This is a genomic window from Halorubrum sp. 2020YC2 (assembly GCF_018623055.1).
Classification (GTDB): Archaea; Halobacteriota; Halobacteria; order Halobacteriales; family Haloferacaceae; genus Halorubrum.
In genome coordinates, this window is sequence record NZ_CP076019.1 from 1975002 (window position 1) to 1996998 (window position 21997).

At 59.3% G+C, this 21997-nt stretch carries 20 protein-coding genes and 2 pseudogenes; 15 read left to right on the top strand and 7 right to left on the bottom strand.

The genetic code is table 11. The features are described from left to right. Window positions 1–143 precede the first annotated feature (143 nt). Together KI388_RS09870 and KI388_RS09875 are read right to left on the bottom strand one after the other, a co-directional pair. Window positions 144–887, bottom strand: coding sequence for a hypothetical protein (locus KI388_RS09870; RefSeq protein WP_251133134.1), 744 nt, complete (start codon window positions 885–887; stop codon window positions 144–146). Window positions 888–1062: 175 nt separating this feature from the next. Further along, entirely contained in the window at window positions 1063–1506 is a 444-nt protein-coding gene (locus KI388_RS09875) for a DUF3592 domain-containing protein (RefSeq protein WP_215086473.1), read from the bottom strand. A gap of 943 nt (window positions 1507–2449) precedes the next feature. Between KI388_RS09875 and KI388_RS09880 the strand changes: the two genes are divergently transcribed. Next, on the top strand, window positions 2450–3424 hold the full coding sequence (locus tag KI388_RS09880) for a CPBP family intramembrane glutamic endopeptidase (protein ID WP_215086474.1): 975 nt from the start codon (window positions 2450–2452) through the stop codon (window positions 3422–3424). A gap of 568 nt (window positions 3425–3992) precedes the next feature. Beyond that, window positions 3993–5339, top strand: a complete 1347-nt coding sequence (locus tag KI388_RS09885; RefSeq protein WP_215086475.1) for a hypothetical protein — start codon at window positions 3993–3995, stop codon at window positions 5337–5339. Window positions 5340–5520: 181 nt separating this feature from the next. Here the strand turns inward: KI388_RS09885 and KI388_RS09890 are convergent, their stop codons facing one another. Continuing rightward, window positions 5521–6087, bottom strand: coding sequence for a hypothetical protein (locus tag KI388_RS09890; protein WP_215086476.1), 567 nt, complete (start codon window positions 6085–6087; stop codon window positions 5521–5523). 47 nt (window positions 6088–6134) lie between these two features. Continuing rightward, window positions 6135–7020 (bottom strand): annotated as a pseudogene (locus KI388_RS09895) (IS1595 family transposase). 253 nt (window positions 7021–7273) lie between these two features. Here KI388_RS09895 and KI388_RS09900 point away from each other — a divergent pair. The 6 genes from KI388_RS09900 to KI388_RS09925 all read left to right on the top strand — a co-directional run bounded on the left by KI388_RS09900 (window position 7274) and on the right by KI388_RS09925 (window position 12237). Further along, on the top strand, window positions 7274–7756 hold the full coding sequence (locus KI388_RS09900) for a hypothetical protein (protein ID WP_215086477.1): 483 nt from the start codon (window positions 7274–7276) through the stop codon (window positions 7754–7756). Window positions 7757–7878: 122 nt separating this feature from the next. Continuing rightward, the gene (locus KI388_RS09905; RefSeq protein ID WP_215086478.1) at window positions 7879–8511 is read left to right on the top strand and encodes a PH domain-containing protein; all 633 of its coding nucleotides are present in this window, start codon (window positions 7879–7881) and stop codon (window positions 8509–8511) included. Further along, on the top strand, window positions 8504–9070 hold the full coding sequence (locus KI388_RS09910) for a PH domain-containing protein (protein WP_215086479.1): 567 nt from the start codon (window positions 8504–8506) through the stop codon (window positions 9068–9070). The genes KI388_RS09905 and KI388_RS09910 overlap by 8 nt, the downstream gene beginning before the upstream one ends. A 183-nt stretch (window positions 9071–9253) precedes the next feature. Beyond that, the gene (locus KI388_RS09915; protein WP_215086480.1) at window positions 9254–10795 is read left to right on the top strand and encodes a bacterio-opsin activator domain-containing protein; all 1542 of its coding nucleotides are present in this window, start codon (window positions 9254–9256) and stop codon (window positions 10793–10795) included. Between the two features lie 145 nt (window positions 10796–10940). Next, window positions 10941–11285 (top strand): winged helix-turn-helix domain-containing protein, encoded by a 345-nt coding sequence (locus KI388_RS09920; RefSeq protein WP_215086481.1) that lies wholly within the window; start codon window positions 10941–10943, stop codon window positions 11283–11285. 58 nt (window positions 11286–11343) lie between these two features. Further along, window positions 11344–12237 carry a type II CAAX endopeptidase family protein gene (locus KI388_RS09925; RefSeq protein WP_215086482.1) on the top strand — a complete coding sequence of 298 codons (894 nt, stop codon included), beginning with the start codon at window positions 11344–11346 and terminating at the stop codon, window positions 12235–12237. Between the two features lie 206 nt (window positions 12238–12443). On the opposite strand, the gene KI388_RS09930 is transcribed toward KI388_RS09925, so the two are convergent. Further along, window positions 12444–13931 (bottom strand): PAS domain-containing sensor histidine kinase, encoded by a 1488-nt coding sequence (locus KI388_RS09930; protein WP_215086483.1) that lies wholly within the window; start codon window positions 13929–13931, stop codon window positions 12444–12446. 907 nt (window positions 13932–14838) lie between these two features. Between KI388_RS09930 and KI388_RS09935 the strand changes: the two genes are divergently transcribed. Beyond that, complete coding sequence (locus tag KI388_RS09935; protein ID WP_215086484.1) at window positions 14839–15879, top strand: HAMP domain-containing sensor histidine kinase; 1041 nt, start codon at window positions 14839–14841, stop codon at window positions 15877–15879. A 93-nt stretch (window positions 15880–15972) separates the two neighbouring features. Here the strand turns inward: KI388_RS09935 and KI388_RS09940 are convergent, their stop codons facing one another. Continuing rightward, complete coding sequence (locus tag KI388_RS09940) at window positions 15973–16545, bottom strand: response regulator (protein WP_215086485.1); 573 nt, start codon at window positions 16543–16545, stop codon at window positions 15973–15975. Window positions 16546–16883: 338 nt separating this feature from the next. Between KI388_RS09940 and KI388_RS09945 the strand changes: the two genes are divergently transcribed. The 5 genes and pseudogenes from KI388_RS09945 to KI388_RS09965 all read left to right on the top strand — a co-directional run bounded on the left by KI388_RS09945 (window position 16884) and on the right by KI388_RS09965 (window position 19314). Next, window positions 16884–17240, top strand: a complete 357-nt coding sequence (locus KI388_RS09945; protein ID WP_215086486.1) for a winged helix-turn-helix domain-containing protein — start codon at window positions 16884–16886, stop codon at window positions 17238–17240. A 32-nt stretch (window positions 17241–17272) separates the two neighbouring features. Further along, window positions 17273–17596, top strand: coding sequence for a hypothetical protein (locus tag KI388_RS09950; RefSeq protein ID WP_251133135.1), 324 nt, complete (start codon window positions 17273–17275; stop codon window positions 17594–17596). Beyond that, window positions 17593–17865: a hypothetical protein gene (locus KI388_RS09955; protein WP_215086487.1), complete on the top strand. Its 273-nt coding sequence runs from the start codon at window positions 17593–17595 to the stop codon at window positions 17863–17865. Before KI388_RS09950 ends, KI388_RS09955 begins: the two co-directional genes overlap by 4 nt. 99 nt (window positions 17866–17964) lie before the next feature. Next, window positions 17965–18603: pseudogene (locus KI388_RS09960) on the top strand (IS6 family transposase). Window positions 18604–18819: 216 nt separating this feature from the next. Next, window positions 18820–19314 carry a DUF3592 domain-containing protein gene (locus KI388_RS09965; protein ID WP_215086488.1) on the top strand — a complete coding sequence of 165 codons (495 nt, stop codon included), beginning with the start codon at window positions 18820–18822 and terminating at the stop codon, window positions 19312–19314. Between the two features lie 134 nt (window positions 19315–19448). Here KI388_RS09965 and KI388_RS09970 read toward each other — a convergent pair whose 3' ends face one another. Continuing rightward, window positions 19449–21125, bottom strand: coding sequence for an AMP-binding protein (locus KI388_RS09970; RefSeq protein ID WP_215086489.1), 1677 nt, complete (start codon window positions 21123–21125; stop codon window positions 19449–19451). A 150-nt stretch (window positions 21126–21275) separates the two neighbouring features. Here KI388_RS09970 and KI388_RS09975 point away from each other — a divergent pair, with 150 nt between their 5' ends. Continuing rightward, window positions 21276–21626, top strand: a complete 351-nt coding sequence (locus KI388_RS09975) for a winged helix-turn-helix domain-containing protein (protein WP_215086490.1) — start codon at window positions 21276–21278, stop codon at window positions 21624–21626. Window positions 21627–21997: the final 371 nt, after the last annotated feature.

Genomic DNA, 21997 nt, shown 5'->3' on the forward strand with positions numbered 1-21997 from the left:
TTTGGTCCCAATAGGATTTATTCGAGCGTGGATAGGAAGCTTAGATCCTCAGACGGACGATTTTGAAGTGAGTTTCAATTGAAGAGTGTAGCTCTGGTGAACCTTAACAAGTAACCGTTCCACTACAATTGCGTCAGTACAACCTACGGAGTCACCATCGGTTGTTGACTCTCTCGCAGTTGGGTGAATGCTTCTGCCAGGATCGCGAGGATAAGTAGCGAAAACGGGAGTCCGGCAACACCTGACAGCAGGACTCCTATTCCTTCCCCGGCAATGGCACCGACCACTAACGAGGTCATAGCTGTTAACACACCTGAGATGAGCCCAATCCCAGCGACAACTACTAATAATAATCCGAACAGTCGCAGCCAATGGCCGCGCGTTAGTTGCCAGCTATCTCGAAACCCGGCGATGAAGTTCTTGTCTTCTACCGCGACATACACGATCATGAAGATGAACGCGACGTACGCGATGATCCCGGGAATAACAAAGAGTAGTGATCCGACGAACATGAGCACCCCGTATATGAGCCCACCAACGAGTGAGTTTAGCAGGACCGGCACAATGTTTCGCGTGTAGTACTCTGACGGAATTGCCCGCGTATGACCGCCGACAAACGTTCGGATCGTGACAACCGTGAGCCATTGAAGCCCGAGCAACATGAGGATGGCTGCGCTCACGGAAACGGCAAGCGGGGCGTCGATTGCCGGGAGCGCTACGTTCTCTGTCGGCGTACCTGACTGCTCAAGCCACGTGACGACAGCACTATAGAATGGAATCTGCCACGCAGCCCCGATCAGCAGATATGCGACCATCAACAGCAAGCCGTTGCGATTCGCGACACGGCTGATTCCTCCAGCAAGCGATGAACCAATGTTGAGTGTCACGCTAGATCCATCTCGTGTCGATTTGATACATTGTGTCGACGCGTTTCACTATCTGAAACTCGGCGTTTCACGGAGGTGTGTTGGAACTTATCACGTGCGAGACATCGAACCAGAATAGAAAGTAGTGGTTCAGCAACCAAGCGGAAGGACATCACCCTAACGGAGCGGTTCGAAGTTAAGAAGCGACGGATTTGTAGACTGGTCTTCCGATCAGGAATAGGCCTAAGATGCCGAATATAAGTGGTAGAGGGCTACTCGTTTTCTTAAGATACGATTTCGAGGGCGAGCCTTGTACGACATAGGCCGTGGTTGTCTCTCCGACATTGTACTGGTCAATTCTGTCTTCCGCGGCAGTCCTTGTGTCGGACGCTTTTGTTCCTATTCCCGGGCTGATGTTGTCGGAAGTGTATCGGGTTCCGTTGTACGTGTAGCTGTAAGTGACGTGAGGGGTGTACCTGTCCCCCCTTTTTGAGGAATCCATGGTGACTTCTTTGCTCTCTACCGTGGCTTCAGTCTGCACCCCGGACGAGAGGCTTTGTTGCTGAGAGTACGCCATGTATCCAGCAACTCCGAGCAGCACAATCCCCAGTATTATACTTATCAGAGACAGCTTCGACATATCGGCGATTGTTTAGACTGCTGAATGTTAATTTCGACGTATTTCTCACTGCGCAACACATACGGCTCTCATTGACCGGCTGTTTCAGGCGAAAATATATCTGAAGAATAGGATTTCAACAGAGCCGCTCTATTGAAATACCAGGCTTTGAATACGTTGAGTAGTAGAAACAAACGCGTTCTGACCGTCTTACCAGATTGTTGTAAGAATCCGAGCCGGATCGCCCGCTCCGTGTTTCTCCCGATGAAACGCTGCTACGGGCTTGATACTATCCCCGGGATAACACGTAATCAGCCGCCGACCGGAGGCGGTCTCAAGCAAATATCCGGCTGTTGAGCCTCTCCCATCGCTCCCTCCCTCCCCACGGATGGGATGCTCATCCACTCCCCCGCGACGCTCCACGAATCGCCCCCGCTGGAAGGACGGCCCTCCACCCCATCCAGCCGTCCTGTCCGCCTCATACTGAGTCTTCCTCGTACAGCCCCTCACGAACAGACGTACTGCTCTCAATTCGTGGAGTCGCGGCCTCGTATGGAGAACCGCCGGCGCCGGTTACTCTCCGAGTCCGTCGGCCCCGACGGTAACTGAACTCCGATCCAACGGGTCGACTGCGGTGACCTAGGGGGACGGGTGTACCGCGGTTCGAAACGACGCTAGACGGGTGTACAGAGGTGTTTCACGGCGCGTAACGGTGGCCGTAGCTTACTACCTTCGGAACCCCACGGGACGCTTAATGTCGCCATTCGACACCGGCCGTCACGCGAAGGAGCGCACGACTGAATGTGGCTCGGAGGAGAAACGACTCAACGGCCAAGCGGAGGGCTGGGCGACAGTCGTCAGCCACAGGCGGCACACCCGACGCCGACGAACCGGGCGAGGGGGGCAGTAGTCGGATTAGACGAGCGGAACAGCGTGACAGGACCGGACGGTTGGAGGTCGATCGATGAACATGTTCTGTGATCCGGGGACGCCAGGCGAACGCCCGGACCACGCGACCGCTCGGGCGGTTATCGTGGCGATCGGACTCGGAGTCGGCGGCTTGGTCGCCGGGCTGATCGGGGTGGTTGGGTTCGGGACGCTGAAGGGCGCTATCGGGGTCGCCGGGACACCGCTCGGAGAGGCGCTCGGCGGGGGAATCCAAGCCGGATTCGCCGCCGTCGGGATGGTGTTTCTCGCGCTTACGGACGACCTGCGACAGTATGTCCGGATTCGGCGACCGACGCCAGAGGATGTCGGTTGGATACTCGTTTCACCGATCCTGATCGCGGCGACTGGACCGGTTACGCTCGTCGCGGAGTCGCTCCTCGGCGTGAGTTCGGAGCCACACACAGGGTCGGCTGGTCTGCTTGACGTCGGGGTCGTCCTAGCGGAGCAACCGGTCGCCTGGGCGCTGGTGATCGGCTGGCTGTTCCTATTCGCGGCTCCGATGGAAGAACTGCTGTACCGTGGGATTATCCAAGGACACGTTCGACCGCACGTCGGGGCCGTCGGAACGGTGTTTGTCGGTACCGTGGCGTTCGGGCTCATACACGCGTTACCGGCGCTGTTTGGAGGCGTTGACAGTGCAGTCCTTGCGTTCCTCAATACCGGAATTGGCGGCGTCGTCTGGGGGGTTGCGTACGAACGGACCGGCAACCTCGCCGTGACGGCCGTCAGCCATGCGTCGATGTGGGTAGTGAACTACGAGGTACTGCTCCCGCTCGCGTGGGTCGGGCCGACGAGGGGCCCCAAAGGGGCCCGACGATCGACTGAGACGCTATTGACACCGGTTATCTTGGGCTTCCATGAACTCGAATTCGTCCCCGATCGCTTGCCCCAGTTCGGCCAAGGCGGCCTGCTCGTCGCCCCAGACGCGTCCGCCCGGTTCGCACACGCCCCGACGATTCCACGGACAGCATCGCCGTGCGCGATGCTGTAGGGCGGCTTATTGGCGGATGCACTCTTCGCGATCGTCGCGGCGTCTCTGACGAGAAGCAAGTAAGATGTGGATCGCAACTGGGGCAACTGACCAAACAGACCGCGATGAGGCTCGCGAGGTTTCGAAGCGCTTCGAGCGACCGTCGACACGAGTCTCGTCTCGGACGTTACCGACGACGTTGATGCGGCTCTACCGCCCTCTCAGCCCTGAGGGGGTGGGCTTCCGGTCGCTACGTATCAGTCGGACGAGCCCGTGTTTCGGGCCGCGAAACACGGCCCCGACAGTTATTCCATGCCGTCGACTTGTCGCTGTCCGTGCGAGACGCGTACACGTCACCGGTAGCGTCAGTCACCCTCGGCTGGCTGTATAGTACCGCGACACCGTTTCGGGCCCCCGTTGCTGGTGTACAGATCCCTTCCACCGCAGACGTGTCTGTCGGTGTGCGTTCGGGTAACGATACCGCCACTCGCTTCTTGTTTGGACCGGCATCGCGCGTTGCGCTTGACTCACACGTCACCCACCAAAGCGGGCCTGTACGCGACATCGAGTATTTCGGATCACGGCACCCATGCGCCTGATCGGGGACCGCAGGATACTCTTCGGGTCGGTTTGCGTCGAGGCCGTCGCCGCAGTGCTCGTCCTCCTGTACGGACACCTCTCACTGCTAGCCGTCGCCGTCTTGTACTGGATTGATCTTCTCTTTTTGACCCTCCGGACAACGGTACAACAGTTGCTCTCGCAGCCCGAAACGGATCGTCGGTCGACTCTTTTTCAACGTCCGTTCCGGCTTCTAGCCCACAAGCGCGGATCGATCACCGTTACCGATCGCCTCCCGGGAATTCACCTCCGAAACATTCCGGCGGTCTGGGGAGCCGTATTCATACTTGTTTTTTCAGCGAGCACAACGGCGTACGTCGCCGCTGTCAATGTACCCGGAGAGCTGTGGCGCTCGCCGGCTACACCGCTTTTACTCGGTGGGGGTCTCGTCGCGGCAGCGACGAAATCGTGGCTGGCGCTGCGGGCATACGTGGCCTCAGAAGGCCACGAGACCACCTCCGCCTCCGCGGTCGTCCCCCGGAAGCGGGTACTGATATTCGCTGTTTACGGTGGGGTGTTATGGCTTGTCTCGCGGTGGACGCTTACGACCCTTTCCAGCGAGGGCTTGGAGATAACACGCGCTGGAATGATGGTTTCCGCGTCCGTGCTAATCGTGTCTCGGCTCGCGTACGGTTGGTACGCGGCGCGCGCTCGACCCGACGGCTGGCGGTCGGACTCGACGTCCGACCTCAACGATGAAGCGATATCCCAAGGGTGGTCGGACTCCGAACCGGAAGAGAACGTATCCGCTCCGTCTCAGCCGTCGATCCCGGACGGAGAACCGCGCGAGACGATGGCGCCGGTTCGCGCGTCTATCCTCGCCGCAGGAGTGGTGAACGCGATGACGACTGGTGGCGTCGTCGATAACCGCTTCGGCCACTGGAGACAGCTCACGATACGGGTGGGTATAGCGGGGTTGATTGTTGTCGCCGTTTTTGCCCTGTTGAACGGTTCTATCGTCGTGTCCGCGAGCTTGGCTGCGATTTTCTTCGGTCTCGTTGGAGGCCTCTCGATGATAAGCGCGGTACATCTGCTGTTGGCGCTCGGGGGCGTCGAATACGAATTTTACGAGTCCAAAGTGGTGGCGTACGACCGATACCTCGGACGACCACAGTGGTCGGCGTCATACGACGGTGTCCGGAACGTCTCGGTCGAGCGTGGGTTGTTCGGAAGCCCACTCTGGCTGAACGCTGGTACGGTGTTTTTCGATCGGATTCCAAGCTCCAGGGACAGCGAGTCCGCTCAGGAACCGAGGGCGTCAATCGCATTCGTTCTGGACCCCGAGCGTGCCGGTGAACTGCTCAGGTCCCGTTCGTGACGAGCCGTACCGACTTCACCGTGGTCGGCGCTCGGAGAGTACAACCGACCGCTACTCCTGAAATGCCGTAGCCATGTAGTGGGATCGTGTCTGCGGACGTCGTGGACCATCATGTTGAGGCATTTCGATCTGAACAGGACGAAACTGGCTTTCGCCCGCCCGAAGAACTGCGAATAAGCTATCACATTAGATTGAAAACGGACACGGAAACGACGCCGAACGCGTGAAGAATCAGGAGAGCCGGTAACAACAGCCCGGTAGACACCGTGACAAAGAGAATCAGAGACGGAACCGTCTCGGTTAGGATAACAGTCACAAGAACCGTGAGTAAGCTAAGAAGAAACGTTCCAGCGATGAGGGTCTCCACAAGTCGTGTGCCTCGATATACGAGTGATGGTGTCTCTGTACCGTTGGCAAAGAGTAGTCCCCGATGGCGCATTTCTACATAGCCGTGGATCAGCAATACGACCGTCAGGAGAAGTAACAAACCGACGAACGCGGCTACGATAATTAACCCGGCAGAGAGTATCGATGTCTCACCACCGATTGCGGTAAACGCTCCAAACGTGACGAAAGGGAGAGCGACCACTCCAGCGGCCAATGCGGTAATTGCTATCCCTGCCTCGACATAGAGTCCGTTTGACGAGAGCCACTGATAACTCCGCTCCGGGAGTGAGCCCTCTTTGAAGCTGGCTTCGTCACGAGGGCCGCCCATATTCGACTCCGTATCGGAACTGTCGGTCGTCATACACCGTGATATAACATGCTACGCTCTTGTGTAGCACATTGTTGATTTCAGAGAGTTGCTTTGACGGCGTGTTTGAGCGCTTCTCGTCCGGGTTTGCGATAGAGTTCTCGTCTGAGTTGGAACGCTCGGAAATACTGTGTGAGGCGGTCTTTTGAGATGCCTCGATGCGGCGAGAGCCACCGTCGCGCCAGCGACGCGTGGCTCTCGCATGTGTTGACGTGGACTGCGTCATCGGCGTACTCACCATCTCCGTGAACGACGTATTCGCGGTCGAATTGGTCGTCTTCTCCAAGCGGATCGTACGCGCTAAATCCGTCGGTATAGACGGTGAGAGGCTCCTGCTGGCGGTCAGCCAGCAGGAGCCGAATCGTCGATTCATCTGTGGATTTCGCCGGTACAACGTACCGCTGATCGGTGCTACGATCCACGAGGACGAACACGGGCGGTTTGTCCTGTTCATACGTTCCGCGCCCGCGTCGAGCGAGGCCGCGGGAGCGCGACCAGCGGTCGCGCTCGCGGCGTTTCAAACCGGCAGAGACGTAGAACTCGTCAATTTCGACCGGGCCACGGAGATCAAGTGACGGCGCGTCGAGCGCTTCGGCGAAGCGCTCGACACGCCTGTGAATCGTTTTGTAGGTGACTTCGATTTCGCACTGTAACTGCCTGAGGCTGGTGTTAAACCGCAAAAACGCGTAGATCGAAAAACAGCCACTTGCGGAGTGCGATCTTCGAGTGAGCGAAGATTGTGCCGGTCTTATCGTTGAACGTGCGGCCGCAATCCTTACAGAGATACCGCTGAAAGTGCCCGTAGCTGCCGTTTCTGACCGTTCGGTCAGAACGGCAGCAAGGACAGGAAACGCCGTCACGCCAGCGAACCTGTTGGAGCAGGTCCGCTGCGACCAATTCCGACCCAAACACATCTAGCGGAATCATTCGTATCGGACACCGCTGACGCGGTGTCCTTGTCCTCTTCGACTCGACAGCGGCATCTCGGCAGTATCAACAATCTCCTACTGAAGAGCGACATGCTAAGTAAATCTCTTCTCCAGCGTTTCATAATCAGAAATGGTCAACGGTAGACGAGACGGACAGTCCCCTGTTGAAATCTCTCTCAGGGTTTCACACTCAGAGACAGTAGACGTGGGTTTAGAAACGGTCACCACGTGAATTGACATGCCCTTCAGTCATGAGTTCGAAATTCGACCCCGTTACGAGACGTCGGGCCCTCGCAATCGGCGGTAGTGCCGTTCTTGCGTCGCTGGCCGGCTGTTCAACGGTACTAAACGCGATCGGAGATCAAGTGTTCGAGCAGGTAAACATCCTCAACCAACTCAGTCAGGAGGTCAGCGGAACCATCGGGGTAACAGATCCCGATGGTGAGACCGTCCTCGATACTGATTTCGATGTGCCCTCGACAGAGTCCGACGGCGACAGCAATATCGTTGCGTACGCGGATGTCTGGACCGGTACAGGGAGCTATCAGGTTGAGATGGAACTGACAGACACCCAGGTTGGTGGTGTGTCACAGGTCAGTCAGCAGGTACAGATCAGCGATACTGAGGAGGAAATGATCGCGATCTCCATTGGTTCCGGTGAGGAGAGCGAACCGATCGCTGTCCGGGTCGGAGAATCGTTCTCGGACTTCGGTCAAGCAAACCAAACCGAGTGAGCCGCCTCGGGGTCAAGCCCCCAGACACTCGGCCTGCTCGGCCTGGAGAGTGCTGTCGGGTTCGTCCTACCGCTAAGAGCAGGACCCCTACAGTTTTTTATGTCGGTCAGGTAATGCCTGCTATGGCTGACACGGCCCTCCAAGACGCTTCACCAGAGGATTCCACGGACCCAGCCGAGATGGACCTCGACTGGCTCACGCTTGAGGACGGTGAATCGATTCAGTGGGCGAGTACTCCGCACAGGTATAGCATCGTGCCCGCATTTCTCGTCGGGATTCCGCTTTCCATCGTTCTCGTTGGGATACCAATTCTCGTCGCATCCTACCTCCAGTACACGAACACGAACTACGTCGTGACGAACCGCGGCCTCTATAGCAAACGGGGCGTCCTCTCCCGGGACGTCCAGCAGATTGGCTTCGACAAGATTCAGAACATCTCGTACTCACAGTCCGCGCTCGGCTCGTCGTTTGGCTACGGCTCTGTTGATATCAGTACGGCTGGTGGGGCAGGAATTGAGCTCCAGTTTCGAAGTATCCCGGATCCGGCGTCGGTCCAAGAACTGATCGCGAGGGAGGTCGATACCCGACAGAAAGGGGAGGGCGACTCCGAGAAGGAGGATGTTCTCGACGAGATCCTCGTCGAACTGCGGGCGATTCGGCAGGCGGTAGCCGAAGGCGACGACGCGCACCGCGAGACCGACGCCGTGCCTGACGAGACCCCCTCGAAGACTGGGGCGGTAGACGCCGATGAGTGAGGAGTGGTGGTTTCAACGCGACGGCGAGCGCGTCGTGTGGCGAGGAACGCCTCGGATCTCAGCCGCTTTCCCGGGCATCGCCGTTGGCGCGCTCGTCTGTGTGCTGGCCGTTGCCGGTGCGCTCACCACCGATGGCCGGCTACTGGCAGGTGTCGTTCCCGGTGGGGTGGTCGCTGCGTGGAGCGTGCTCAGAGTGAGGCGGACGCGTTTCGTGTTGACGACGCGAGCGCTGTGGGCGAGAGAAGGCGTCTTCGGACGGAGTGTCAGACGGGTCGGCGTTGCGAAGATCCAGAACACGGCGTTCACGCAGTCGCTGACCGGGTCCACGTTCGGATATGGGACGGTCACCGTCGAAGTCGCCGGAGGTCACGACCTCGACCTTCGGAGAGTCGACGACCCTGAAACGGTCCAGGCCACGCTCAGAGGACAGATTGTCGGAGAAGACAGGACGATACCGGGATCAACGACGCAGTGGCGGTCGGTGCTGCGAACGACTCGTGAGATTCGCACGAGCGTAGCACGCGCGGAGTCCAGTCCGGATCGGGACGACCGCCGGTGACGGCTCCCGAGCGAATACGTTCTGAGCGTCAGATACCTCAATCGCATCTAAGCGGGCGTTTCAGAGGCTAAACGGATTTCTCCGTACTAAGCCGCATCGGGCACGGTAGACAGAGGGGGATCGGACGACACGTATATACTGGTTGACGGAAATGTCAGATCGAACGGCGAAGTCCCCAGCTGAATGAAGATGGAACATCGCCTCGCGGAAGCGCCGATCGGTGTGATCACCGTCCAAGACGGCACGGTACGCGCGTGGAACGACTCCGCGGCCGACGTCCTGACGGCCGATGCGCCAGCGGGTGACCCGATTACAGACGTGTTTCCCCGGTCGGTCGAGCGTTCACTCCCGCAGGCGTTGGAGGGGTCGGTGTCCGATGTGGCGTTCGAAGAGTACTATCCGGAGCTCGACCGCTGGCTGTCGGTGTCTGTCGTTCCCGGTGAAGATGCGACGACCCTCTACGTCACCGATGTCACTGAGAAACGGACCAACGAGCAGACGATCGAACGGCTTCGTGCGGAGTCTGAGCGGGCCGAGATGGTCGATACGCTGATCGCCGACGTGCTTGAGGGGCTCGTCGGAGCCACGTCTCAAGACGCAATTATAGAGACGATCCGGGAGCAACTGGGGACGTCCGACCAGTATCGGTTCGCGTGGACCGGTGAGTACGCCGTCGACGGTGACGAGCTCGTTATCAGCGGCGTTGCGGGTGAGCGGGGAGAACTGTTCCCGGCGGTCCGCGAGGCGGTGGAGAGTGGACGGGCTACCCCGGAACGGCGAGCGGTCGAACGGCAGCGCCCGACGCTGGTTCAGTCGCTAAGCGAGAACACGTCGGTCCCGAGAGCGGTTCGTGCCGCCGGGTTTGCGGACGGCGTCCAATCGGTGTTCGCGCTCCCGCTGGTGTACGGCTCCAGCGTCTACGGCGTCGTCGGTGTGTACGCAGGAACCGAAGCCGCGTTCAGCGACCACGTACAGTCCAGTTTCGAGACGCTCGGCGAACTGGCCGGATACGCTATCAACGCGACACAGAACCGGAAACTGTTGTTCGCGGACACCGTCACGGAGGTGACGTTCGGGCTCACAGAGAACTCACCGCTGGTACGCGTGAGCGACACCTGCGACGCGGAACTCGCGCTGGACGGGACCGTAACGCCGAGCGACACCGGGCTCACGTGTTTCTTGTCGGTGTCGGGAGCCGATCCGGACGACGTCCGCAAGACCTTCGAAGCGCTTCCGAGCGCCCGGGATGGTCGAATGATTCGTCAATCGGACGCGGACCACGGCCGCATCCAGGTGACACTAGGCGAGACAGCCCCGCTCGTTGCGGCGGTCGACCGTGGTGCGACGGTACGGACGGCGGTATTCGACGGCGACGACAGCCGACTCACCGTCGAGCTATCGCCGGACGCGAACGTGCGTCGGCTAGCGAATGTGCTCGGTGAGGACGGCCCGGCGCCCGTTCTCGCGCGGCAGGATACGACTCGATCGCCGACGACCACGCGAGAATTACGAAACGATTTGTACGAGCGGCTCACTGACAGACAGGCGACCGTCTTGCGGACGGCCTATCTCGCGGACTACTTCACGTCCCCGCGTGGAAGCACTGCCGAGGAGGTCGCAACGTCGCTCGGGATCACCGGATCGACGCTTCTCCACCATCTTCGGGCGAGTCAGCGAAAGCTGTTGAACGCGTTCTACGACGAACACGACAACAGTAGTGGATAGGGTCCACGATGCGCCGTGCCACATCCGATCGATCTGAGCCGTTTGCGCTCACGCGGGGGGAGTCTGTATAGTTAGATACCCTCGCTGAGGAGACTCTGAATACTGAGCATACTCCACCAAGGGCGTTCTCCATCATCGTAGCCACATGGCAGTTCGACACAAGTCGCGCGACGACCAGACTGAGGAACCGACCGACGAGCTATCGACGGAAGAGCTGCTCGACCTCTTCGGCGATGAGTACACCCGGCGAGTGTTCGAGGCGGTCTCTGAGCAGCCTCGCGGCGGGCGTGCGGTCGCACAGGCGGCCGACGTTTCTCGACCGACGGCGTACCGGCGTCTCAACGAGCTTCAAGACGCCGGACTGGTCACGAGCGAGTGTTACGTTGCGCCCGACGGCCACCACCGAGAGCAGTTTAGCGCCTCCGCGCAACACCTCTCCGTGTCGCTCGACGGCGGGGACATCGAGGCGACGATCAGTCTGAGTTGCTAGCAACGACAGAAACGCTTACTCTGATCACATGAGCACACGCTTGAGTTCGGTCGGTCGTATGGGAGGAGAGACGTCGATCGGCGGCGCGGTCACACGAGTAGTGATAACAGCGGTGACATTTGTCGCGACACTGGCCGCCGTGGGACTGGTGTTCGCTCAACTCCCATCGCCGGACGTGTTAACTAACCTTCCGAATCAACTTCCGATGCTCTGTGGGGTCGCAGCGGCGGTACTCGTCTTATCTTACGCGTTCGGAACCGGTCCCGCGACGTACGGGCTCTCTCTGGGCCGGCGTTGGCTCGGTGACTTCGCCGGCGGTGCCGTAATCGGCGTTCTGTTTCAGGCTCTTTCGACGACCGCGATCCTCGCGACGGGGAGCGGGCGGATCGTTAGTTCGTGGTCGATGGGGGTTTTCAACGACCCCGTGACCGTCGGACTCGCGATCGGAGCGACGGCCGCTGGGTTCGTCATTGTCGGGCTGTGGGAGGACTTTCTCTTTCGAGGCGTCCTGATCCGTGAGCTCGTCGTCGGGCTGACGGCTCGCCGGATTTCGAGGTCGACTGCGACGGGGAGCGCGGTCGCCGTATCGGCCCTCGTGTTCGGAGTCCTTCATCTGAACGCTGGCGCGACGGGACTCTCCACGTCGGTCGCCGCCATACAGGCGGTGGTCGGAGGGCTGTATTTCGGTCTCGCGTACGTGCTCACCGACAGCCTCGCGCTTCCAGTCGGTATCCACTTCTCGACGAACCTCTGGACGACGGTCGTGTTCGGGCAACCGGAGAGCGGGTATCCGGCAGCGTTTCGGCTCACCCGACCGTTCGATCTCAGTGCCGACCTCATCGTCATGTTACTTCTTCCGGCCGCCGTACTCGTCGCGGCGATTGTGTTGTGGGTTCGAGTAACGCGGGGGGAAGTTCCAGACGTGTCACTCCGGTCAGTCGGGGAACAGTGATGTCGAACTCGAAGTGACAAGTTGTATGACGGACGAGCAGGCCGCACTTCGATCACGCCTCCGTTCGCTTCGCACGGCACTCATCGCGGTGGCAAGCTCAGTTCTCACGGCCGGACTCGTCATCGCCGGAGAGGACGGATTGGGGTAGCGCTAGTCCCAACGAACTCGGAGAGATACGTCGCGGTACGGGCCAGACGAGTTCACGCTCAGCTTGGAAACTCGATGACTGCAGCCGTGCCACCGAGGTGACTCGGCTCGAAGTCCAACGTCCCGCCGACGGTCTGGATCGCCCAGTTCGCGCCCCACAGTCCGAAGCTGCTCGCGTGAGCGAGGTCCTCCTCGGTACCGGATTCGATGACGTCGAGTTCGGTTCGCGGGATACCGGGACCGCCGTCTGCGATAACCACTTCGACGCCGGTCTCGTCTCGCGATCCGGTGATTTCGACGCGTGGCGGCGTTCCGTCGCCGTGTTCGATCGCGTTCTCGACGAGTTGTTCGATCGCGTACCGGCACAGATGTGGATCGGCGTCGAGGCTCACGGTAGGGAGGTTGACGCTCGTTTCAGCCTCGGCACTGGAGTCGGTCACGTCAGCGACGGCATCGTTGACGACCTCCTGAAGCTGCGCTTCCGTCTGGTCTGGGCCGGAGCGCTGCATGAGCGTCTCGAGCCGGCGAGCCTCGGTACTGAGTTGGTGAAGTTGGTCGGCGTTCTGGACAATCGGAGCGTTCTGCGTCTCCTCGGCGTGGGCTTTGATGACGTCAAGTCGGTTGCGGAGATTGTGTCGAAGGACCCGGTTGAGAACTTGAAGGCGTTGCCGTCGGATTTCCCTGTCGGTCACGTCGAACAACGTGATAGTGAGACCGAGGAGTTCGTCACGGTCGTTTCGAAGCTCGGTGACGCGGGGGTCAAATTGGCGCTGTCCGTTCGCGGTTTGACACCGAACCGTCTCGCGTTCTGTGAGTGCTGCTACGCCAACGTCAGTCACCTCGCTCATCTGGACGCCCGCGTCGATAGCGCCGAAGTGATCTTCAGCCGCCGGGTTGACGCGAGCAACCCGCCCGTCGCGATCAACCACGAACACCGCTTCGTCCATTCTGTTCACCGCCGCCCGTTCTCCGAGCGTGCCGGTTCCGGGGCGATCTGAGAGAATGGAATGCCGGAACACGCTGAACCAGATCACGACGGCCACCAATCCCAACCCCGTTCTAGTCAAGATATCATTGAGCCACGGAGTAGAGGGGCGGGTCGTTTGGAACACCAACAGCGGGATAGCGACTGGCGCGACGGCGACCAGTCCGTCTCGCCAGGTGAACCGATCGTGACGGCGTGACGTTGACAGCACTAACCACATCGCGGCAAAGGCGAGCGCTAAGACCGCCAAGACGAGGACAGACGAGGTGACGCTCAGGAGTTGTCGCTGCTCCGTAGCGAAGTTGAACGGGTTATACAGCGCGATGGACTCGAGCCCGACAACACAGAGAACGAGTCCGGCGGCGACGACGATGCGGCGACGTGTTACCAGCGTTCCGCGGCCCACGTATCGAAGCGCGAACACCGTCCACGGGAGGACGATAGTAGGAAGTAGCAGACCCATAGTGCGGTCTGCTGCGGAGTCGACCAACTGGACGCCGATCGATTCTAATACGAGCACGCCAGCGTAGACGAATCCAGAAGCACCGAATAGCAGCGCCATACCACCAAACGGAACCGCCAAGTCGGCGTATGCACTCGCTGTCGACCCTCGCCGTCGCAGTGCTGCGACTCCGGCGGCGATGCACGTGAGTCCGGCGAGTACGGGGACCAGCAAGCGACCCGCCAGTTCGGAAGCGAGGCTGACCACGGATAGTGTACTATTACGCTTCGATCAACCTGTTAGTGGTGGTATTTTCGAGTGGTAAGTTGATGGACAGGAAGATAACTACGAACACCGGTTGCCTTACAATCCTCTGTCAGTACCAGATTTTGACTCGATGAGCACCCACAGTATGATCGTGGTAAAAAAAGAGAGAGCAGCGCCACTGGTCGGAGAGAGGATCACCGCACCCAAAACGAGTGAGGCGATCATCCAAAGTGTGATTCCCGCTTCCTGATGTCGCATGACAGGAGGTTAGTTGATAAACCGGTATGCCCGTCGGAGAGTATCTGTCCCGGAAACACGCCAGTATCAATATATTAGTCCATACTAATGATTTGGTATGTCACAATCAGCGAACATATTCCGAAGTCCGGTCGTCCGGTGGGGGATGCCCGCTATGACGGCCACTATCATCGTAGCTATCGCGGTCCTCGTCATCGAAGATCAGACGCTCAGATTAGCGATGTTGGGTGTTGCCGCCGCCGACTTTCTTGTCACGCCACAGATATTGAAACGCGCTGCTCGGAGCGCGTAGCCGGAGTTCAACGACCAGGAAGTCATTACACACAGGGAAATGGGACGGACAGGAGTGTTTCTGGCGTAGAAGGGAAAAATAATGTTAAACATGGCTCCGGGCAAACGTGGCGATATGGCTTGTGTCGGGCGGTGGTCCGATCGGTTATCGGCCGTACTCGCACGGTGGAACGGGCTCGGAAACGGTGTCGGTTAGAGAGGTGAGCAACCGATGAGTGATGATCGTCACACAGCGATTCCGTTACGGGAGTTTCCGGACCCCGCGCTCGCATACACCGTCGACGGTGACGACGCCCGCGTGACCGCCGCGAACGACGCCTTCGAGCAGCAGTTCGAACAGGGGCCGGTGGGGAGACGCGTGTCGACGATATTTGACCGGTTCAACAGCTGCGATACGACCGGCGACCTGGGACCAGTCTCGCACCTCGTCCGAGGCGACCGGATCGGCGTTCGTCTGGACGGATACGGCAACCGAGGCCCGTTTTTCGCTCGTGTCATCCCGTCGGACGGCGACACCGGGTACATCGTGTTTGCCGACCTTCGCGAGTGTCCCGACGAAGGGAGCCCCCCGGGCGTTGACCAGGTGAGCAGCGTTATCAGCCACGACCTCCGGAACCCGCTCGACGTCGCGAAGGCCCATCTCCGGGCAGCAGAGGAGACCGGTGACCCCGGGCACTTCGAGTCGGTCGCAGACGCACACGATCGGATGGAACGGATCATCCGTGACGTCCTAACACTAACGCGCGACGAGGCCGTCGTTCAGCCCACAGAGGAGGTCGCGATCGAGACCGCTGCGAGAGACGCGTGGGAGTCGATCGATACCGAACAGGTCGAACTGACAGTTTCGGAGTCGCTGCCGACTGTCACCGCGGATCCCGATCGCCTCCAGCGGCTGTTTGAAAACCTGTTCCGAAATAGCGTCGAACACGGCGTCGCGACCGACGAAACAGGGACCGGGCAAGCGACAGAGTCACCGACTGAAGGCCGTTCAGACGGTCGAGACGGGCAGACAAGGGGGAGCACGACCGTGGCAGTTCACCCAGTCGAGGGTGGATTTTATATCGCAGACGACGGGCCCGGTATCCCGTCCGCGAAGCGTGACATCGTCTTCACCCCCGGATATTCCACGCAGAGCGGGGGGACCGGCCTTGGCCTAGCGATCGTCGACCGAATCGTCGAAGCGCACGACTGGGATCTGACGCTCACAGCTGCGGACGACGGCGGTGCGCGGTTTGAAATCAGCTTCTGTTAGGTGTCTGCCGAAGCGAGAGAGGCCACCGTGATCGCTACAGTCGCGAGACACGGCGCGTCGACAGCCAGCCCCGGCCACGCTTCTGGGCAGGTGTCAGTAGCCCTCGCGATCAATACCAGTGAATCGGTCTAACAGGTCGTCCGCGTCGGGGAGAAGGCGACAGATGCGGTCCCGCAAACTGCTGGCCTGCTCGTCGAGCGACGAGAACTGGTCGTGGTTCTCAAGCCGGTCCTGTGGCAACTCGGCGGCGATAACCGCTCGCTTCGATTCGACTCCGAAGTATCGACCGAGAAGTTCGTATGCGAGGACCTGACACTGCTGGTCAACGGCGGCCCTGATATCGTCGCGGTCAACTGGTTTACAGAGGTAGTCGTCGAACGGAAGCTCAAGAAGTTCCAACCCCGGGTCGATGGCGGTCACCATGATAACCCGGGTGTGAATGTCGTACTCTCGTAACTCACGGAGGATGTCGTCACCGGATCGATCCGGCATGTGCCGATCGAGGAGGATTACGTCCGGCGGGTCGGACTCGTCGACCGCGGACAATGCCTCGGGACCGCTGTAAGTAACCGTAACGTCAGCCACTGCGTCCAGCCGGAGGGCGTACGCGTCGGCGACCTCTTTCTCATCGTCAACGAGCAGCACCCGCGGCCGGTCGACGTACATATCGGCCGTCACGTGGTGTCGATACTCACTACAGCGTTTAATAACCGCGGCTTCCGAGACGGTCTCTCGCTTGTATAAACGCAGAACGACGGTCTACCTGAGGTCACGACGACGCCGCGTTATTTCGACGTTTTTGAGGGATTTCCACTCGGTCCGAGGAGCTTCAGGCAGTAGCCGCAGTCGTCGAACTATTATCGGAATCAGTACCGATCCAACCGCCTACGGTCCTGCCGAGTCCCCGGATAAATCTACGTCGTAGAAGGTTTCGACGGAGCAGAGAGAGAAAGCGAAAAGACGCGTCGGGACTGTTAAGTTGCGTCCAAATGACCCACCGGCGGATGGTCCCCGAGCCGGTGGCCGATGCCCCCGAAGTGTACTCGTTGCTTGACGACGAGTACGCCAGACGGATCCTCATCGAGACGTATGAAGAAACGCGCTCGGCGAGTGCGCTCTGTGAGGCTTGCGACGCGTCAGAGGCGACGGTTTATCGACGGCTCGAACGGCTCCAACAGCAGAAGCTCGTCGAGAGTGTCCAAGAAATCGATCCGAACGAGGGCCCCCACGAGGTGTACGCGGCACGCCTCGATCACGTCTCGATCGACCTGACCGCATCCGGGTTCGAAGTCAACGTCGAGTACGTCGACGAAACGGCCGCCGACCGACTGACCAGACTGTACGAAGAACTCTCCGGATGATACTGTTTCGTCTCACCGCGGCACGACTCGCCGTGGCCAAACAGTCGGCGCTTCCCTTACAAGTGGAAGTCGTCGGTGACAACGCCGCGTTAGCGGCCGTCACGATTGCCGCGTTCTTCCTTTCCGTCGTACTGGCGGTGTTTGTCACGTACCGCTTCGCGCGCGGCTACCTGCGGACGCGCCGGCGCCCGCTGTTGTATCTCACGGTCGGGCTGCTGTTGTTGGCTCCGCTCCCGATGTTCCTGCGATTAGCATTCGGCAACATCGAATCGGTGACAGGGACTGAGCGCAGAATTCTGGTGACGGCGAGCAAGTTCTGTGGGCTGCTCATCATCCTCGGGGTGGTATACCGATGACATTGTCCGTGATCGCGACCGCGGGCGGGATTGCGACCGCCTGCCTCGGGGCGTACGTCGGATATCTCGCATATGACGGCCACCGTCGCAACGAGAGCCGGACGATGCTGTTGCTGGCAGTTGGCGTCGTGTGTATCGCTGTGGTACCGTACGCGATAAGTTTCGCCCTGACACCGCTGCTTTCGCTCTCGGACGCGGTAACCGTCCTCGGCGTCACGGTAGCCCACCTGGCGGGGCTCGGAGCGTTGGCGCGGTCGGTGACGGCGTGACGTCTGGGACTCGGAGCACCGTTTTTCGTATTTATATTTTTGGGAACGTTGCCACGTCGCGTTAAGTTAGAGGATGAGGCGCTCGACTTCAGAGTGTCTATGGCCGAAACCGAGCGCCTCAGCGAACGTATCGCGTGGATCGACTTGTCGTTTGTGGAGCGAGATCGAACGCCGCGATGGGCGATTGAAGTAGGGATCCGCTGTCACTTGGCCGGTATGTCATTGCGAGAGGTAAGTAAGCATCTTGAGCTGTTTGGGATCAAGCGGAGTCACGTCGCGATCCATAACTGGGTTCATAAGGCCGAACTACAGCCGATCTCGACCGTCTCCGAGGATCAAATCGCGGTTGACGAAAAGATGATCCGCCTCCACGGCCAGAAGTTCTGGCTGTACGGCGCGGTTGATCCGCAGACGAACGAGATCCTTCACGTGAGTCTCTATCCGACCGCAAATAAACAGACGACGCGATGGTTTCTCACCGAGCTTCACCGGCGCTATCAGCTCGATAGCGTGGAATTTCTCGTCGATGACGCAGACTATCTCGGATCAGTACTCGCTGAAGACGGCTATCGATCTCAAGTCATTCGACATGGAAATCGGAACGCCATCGAACGTGTCTTTTAGGAGATAGAACGACGAACACCATCGTTTGCGAATAGTTTCAGCAATGTCGCGTTAGAGACAGCTCAAAACTGGCTCAAAGCCTTCGCCGTCTACCACAATCCACGTCAAACTTAACGCGAGGGTTTTAGTTGCCAACTGTACAAGTATCGAGCGATGTGTTCAGCCCTCCAACAGTACCGTCGGATACTCGAACGACGCATACGGCGGCTCCCGCTGCTTCGCTTGGGACACAGTTCTCCGTGGCGTAAACGGGTCGGTCGGCAGTCAACAGAACCCCCGATAAACACCCGACAACCACTCGATCACAAGCGGCTTCGAGGTGATTGATACATGGGCGATAGTTCAGGTGTGAATATTAATGGCCCTGATACGCTCAAAGGCGCAGTCCTGTACATCCTCGTTGGAATTGCGATCATCAGCTACGGGGGATACGATTACGTTCAACAGACGGAGGCAGTTCGAGAGTCAGTCGAAGTCGACGCGACTATCACAGAACTCGACATCGAGGCGGACAGCGGAACGTCATCAAGCCCGGGTGCGAATTTCGAACCGGTCGTTGCGTTTGAGTACACGTACAATGGGACCGAATATACCGGGACGAAGATATATCCAGCAGACATCGAACAGAACTACGAAACGCAGTCGGGAGCTGAATCGGCCATTGAAGAGTACGAACAAGGGGCACAGACGATCGCATACGTTTCTCCAGACGAGCCGGGAGATGCGTTTCTAAAAAATGAGACGTCGAACGCGCCCGTCATAGCGATTGTACTTGGTGGGCTGTTCACACTTTTCGCAACAGTCTCTACGATAAGGAAGCTGTGACTTCCGCCCCTACTCACTCACGGCTGACGCCGTTCGCTCGTTGAGGGTGGGGCTTCCTGCTTCCACGACACACTTTGTGGACCGCCTCGGGGTCTAGCCCCGAGGCACTCCGCCCGCTCCGCCTGTAGACTCCGCTACGCTTCAGCGTCAGCTTCAGCGTCGTCTTGGAGTTCCGTGCGGCGGATTTTTCCGGTCACCGTCTTGGGCAGTTCCTCGCGGAACTCCAGTTCACGGGGATACTCGTGGGCCGAGAGTTCCGTTTTAACGTGAGATTTGATCTCGTCTTCGAGTTCATCGGAGGGGACCGCATCCTCACTCGGGACGATATACGCTTTCACGATGTTACCTCGCTCTGGATGCGGCTTCGGGACGACTGCCGCCTCGGCCACCGCGTCGTGTTCACCAAGTGAGCTTTCGACCTCAAAGGGACCAATGCGATATCCCGCAGAGAGGATAATATCATCGGCCCGGCCCTCGAACCAGAAGTAGCCGTCGTCGTCTTTATGGGCGAGATCCCCAGAGAGGTACCACTCGCCGTCGGGGCCATCCACAAAGCACGAAGCTGTCTTCTCGGGTTTGTCCCAGTACTCCGCGAAGAAACAGGGGTAGTCACCCCGTTGGGCGATCTCACCGGTCTCACCGGAGTCGAGTACTTCACCGGTGTCCGGGTCGACGACTTCGGCCTCGATACCGGGGAGTGGTTTTCCCATCGAGCCGGGGCGTACCTCCATCGTCGGGTAGTTGTTGACGATCATGTTCCCCGTCTCTGTCTGTCCATAAGTATCGAGTACTGTTACGCCAAGCGTCGCTTCACCCCACTCAACGACGCCGGCGCTGAGTGGCTCTCCGATCGACAGGGCATGCCGGAGGTCGAGTTCGACGCCGTCGAGGACGGATTCGTGTTCTCGTAGCATCCGGTAGGCCGTCGGTACTGAGAACAATACTGTAATCGGGTACGTGTCGAGTAGCCCCGCCCACGTTTCGGGGTCGAACTCGCCTTCATAAGTGAACAGCGCAGTCCCCCAAAACCACGCTCCAAGCGTGTTTATCGCGCCAGTCAACCACCCGAGATCCCCCGTACTCCAGTAGAGATCGCCTGCCTGAAGGTCGACCGCGTCACGCTGTGTGGCCGCAACGCCGGCGATCCAGCGGTGACGGTGGAGCACGCCTTTTGCCGGGCCGGTCGTTCCGGAGGTGTAGTAGAGGAGCGCGTTGTCTTCACCGGTCGTTGGAGCCGTCTCGTAGGTTGTCGATGCGTTATCGAGCGCGGGGTTGAACAGGGTATCTGTGGGCGGGGCGCCGTCACCCCTGTCGACGGTAATGATGTGGTCGACGCTTGGCGCATCAGCGAGCGCGGCGGCAATCGTGTCACGGTTGTCTGTCGTCGTGACCACCGCGGTTGCGTCACAGTCGCGGAGTCGATACGCGATCCCTTCGGGACCGAATCGCTCGTTGACGCTCCCCCAGACGGCCCCATGTTTGAGCGTGCCGATCATCGCCACGTAGTGTTCCGGAATCCGCGGCAGATACGAGACGACTCGGTCGTCCGCGGCGACGCCGAGGGCGTCTAAGACGTTCGCGAACTGGTTGGATCGCTCGGCAAGCTCCCAGAACGTTAGCGTGGTGAGCTCGCCGTCAGTCCCGACCTGATACAGCGCAACGGAATCACGCTCCGTCGCGTGGCGATCGACCGTCTCGTGGGCGATGTTCAGTTCGGTCGGTGCGTCCCAGTCGGCTTCGTCGTAGATGTCTGCCCACTCGAAGCTGGCGCGACGCTGGTCGTAGTCTGTGAGGTTGTGGCTTGGCCCCATATCTCATGTACACGTCGGCCCCGACATAATATCAACGGTAAATCATGATAGATACGGTTTGGTGTGTTGGCAACCAACGGACAGTTACACAGTCGCTGAGTCAGCGAACCCGCATAGCGGTTTATTACTCTCTCGCGGATAGCAGAACCCGTGGCTGAGGATTGCCCTCCAGACGAGGTGTTCGCGCTCCTTGACGATGAGTACGCACGCTCATTGTTAGCGGCTACAAGCCACGAACCCATGACCGCCCCCGAACTCAGCGATCAATGTGAGATGTCCGAGTCGACTGTGTATCGTCGATTAAACAAACTCGAAGAGTGTGGCCTTGTGAGGGCTGTTCACGTTCCAGACCCTCATGGCAACCAGAGAAAGCGGTACGAGGCGCAACTTGACGAGTTGGTTGTCAGCCTTGATGAGGGAGAGTTCAACCTGAATCTACGAACGACCACACGGACACAGGAGTTTGCAGACGTGTTCACCGACCTCTGGGAGGGCCTCTGAATGAGCCCACCAACACTTCAAATCGCAGAGGTTCTTACGGTGCTACAACTCCTATTGGGCCTCGTAATCGTAATCTTCGCGTTGTATGGTTACCGACGCAACACCAGCCAACCAATGCTTTTCCTCGGTGTTGGTATTGCGATGTTGACCCTGGTGAGTACGGCGACAACCGCGGTCAGTAGCATTTTTTTCGGCGGTTCGTTTGTCGCACCACTGGGTTTGGCGACGGAGGTTGTCGGAATGGGCCTGATACTATATGCGGTCGTTTTAGCCCGCCGAGAGTGACACCCTCCTCAACGTAAACGGAGCGGGAGCTTCGCTCCCTCAGGCAGTCGGGCTACGCCCGACGACGGCGAGGCTTCCCGTGCCGC

Excerpts from the sequence above, each read along its gene's own strand:
- KI388_RS09920 (WP_215086481.1), top strand. The coding sequence starts at position 10,941 with ATGGCAGTTCGACACAAGTCGCGCGACGACCAGACTGAGGAACCGACC.
- KI388_RS09930 (WP_215086483.1), bottom strand. The coding sequence starts at position 13,931 with ATGGCGCTGCTATTCGGTGCTTCTGGATTCGTCTACGCTGGCGTGCTC.
- KI388_RS09885 (WP_215086475.1), top strand. The coding sequence starts at position 3,993 with ATGCGCCTGATCGGGGACCGCAGGATACTCTTCGGGTCGGTTTGCGTC.
- KI388_RS09905 (WP_215086478.1), top strand. The coding sequence starts at position 7,879 with ATGGCTGACACGGCCCTCCAAGACGCTTCACCAGAGGATTCCACGGAC.
- KI388_RS09900 (WP_215086477.1), top strand. The coding sequence starts at position 7,274 with ATGAGTTCGAAATTCGACCCCGTTACGAGACGTCGGGCCCTCGCAATC.
- KI388_RS09935 (WP_215086484.1), top strand. The coding sequence starts at position 14,839 with ATGAGTGATGATCGTCACACAGCGATTCCGTTACGGGAGTTTCCGGAC.
- KI388_RS09925 (WP_215086482.1), top strand. The coding sequence starts at position 11,344 with ATGGGAGGAGAGACGTCGATCGGCGGCGCGGTCACACGAGTAGTGATA.
- KI388_RS09970 (WP_215086489.1), bottom strand. The coding sequence starts at position 21,125 with ATGGGGCCAAGCCACAACCTCACAGACTACGACCAGCGTCGCGCCAGC.
- KI388_RS09880 (WP_215086474.1), top strand. The coding sequence starts at position 2,450 with ATGAACATGTTCTGTGATCCGGGGACGCCAGGCGAACGCCCGGACCAC.
- KI388_RS09890 (WP_215086476.1), bottom strand. The coding sequence starts at position 6,087 with ATGACGACCGACAGTTCCGATACGGAGTCGAATATGGGCGGCCCTCGT.
- KI388_RS09965 (WP_215086488.1), top strand. The coding sequence starts at position 18,820 with ATGGGCGATAGTTCAGGTGTGAATATTAATGGCCCTGATACGCTCAAA.
- KI388_RS09945 (WP_215086486.1), top strand. The coding sequence starts at position 16,884 with ATGGTCCCCGAGCCGGTGGCCGATGCCCCCGAAGTGTACTCGTTGCTT.
- KI388_RS09940 (WP_215086485.1), bottom strand. The coding sequence starts at position 16,545 with ATGTACGTCGACCGGCCGCGGGTGCTGCTCGTTGACGATGAGAAAGAG.
- KI388_RS09915 (WP_215086480.1), top strand. The coding sequence starts at position 9,254 with ATGAAGATGGAACATCGCCTCGCGGAAGCGCCGATCGGTGTGATCACC.
- KI388_RS09875 (WP_215086473.1), bottom strand. The coding sequence starts at position 1,506 with ATGTCGAAGCTGTCTCTGATAAGTATAATACTGGGGATTGTGCTGCTC.
- KI388_RS09910 (WP_215086479.1), top strand. The coding sequence starts at position 8,504 with ATGAGTGAGGAGTGGTGGTTTCAACGCGACGGCGAGCGCGTCGTGTGG.
- KI388_RS09955 (WP_215086487.1), top strand. The coding sequence starts at position 17,593 with ATGACATTGTCCGTGATCGCGACCGCGGGCGGGATTGCGACCGCCTGC.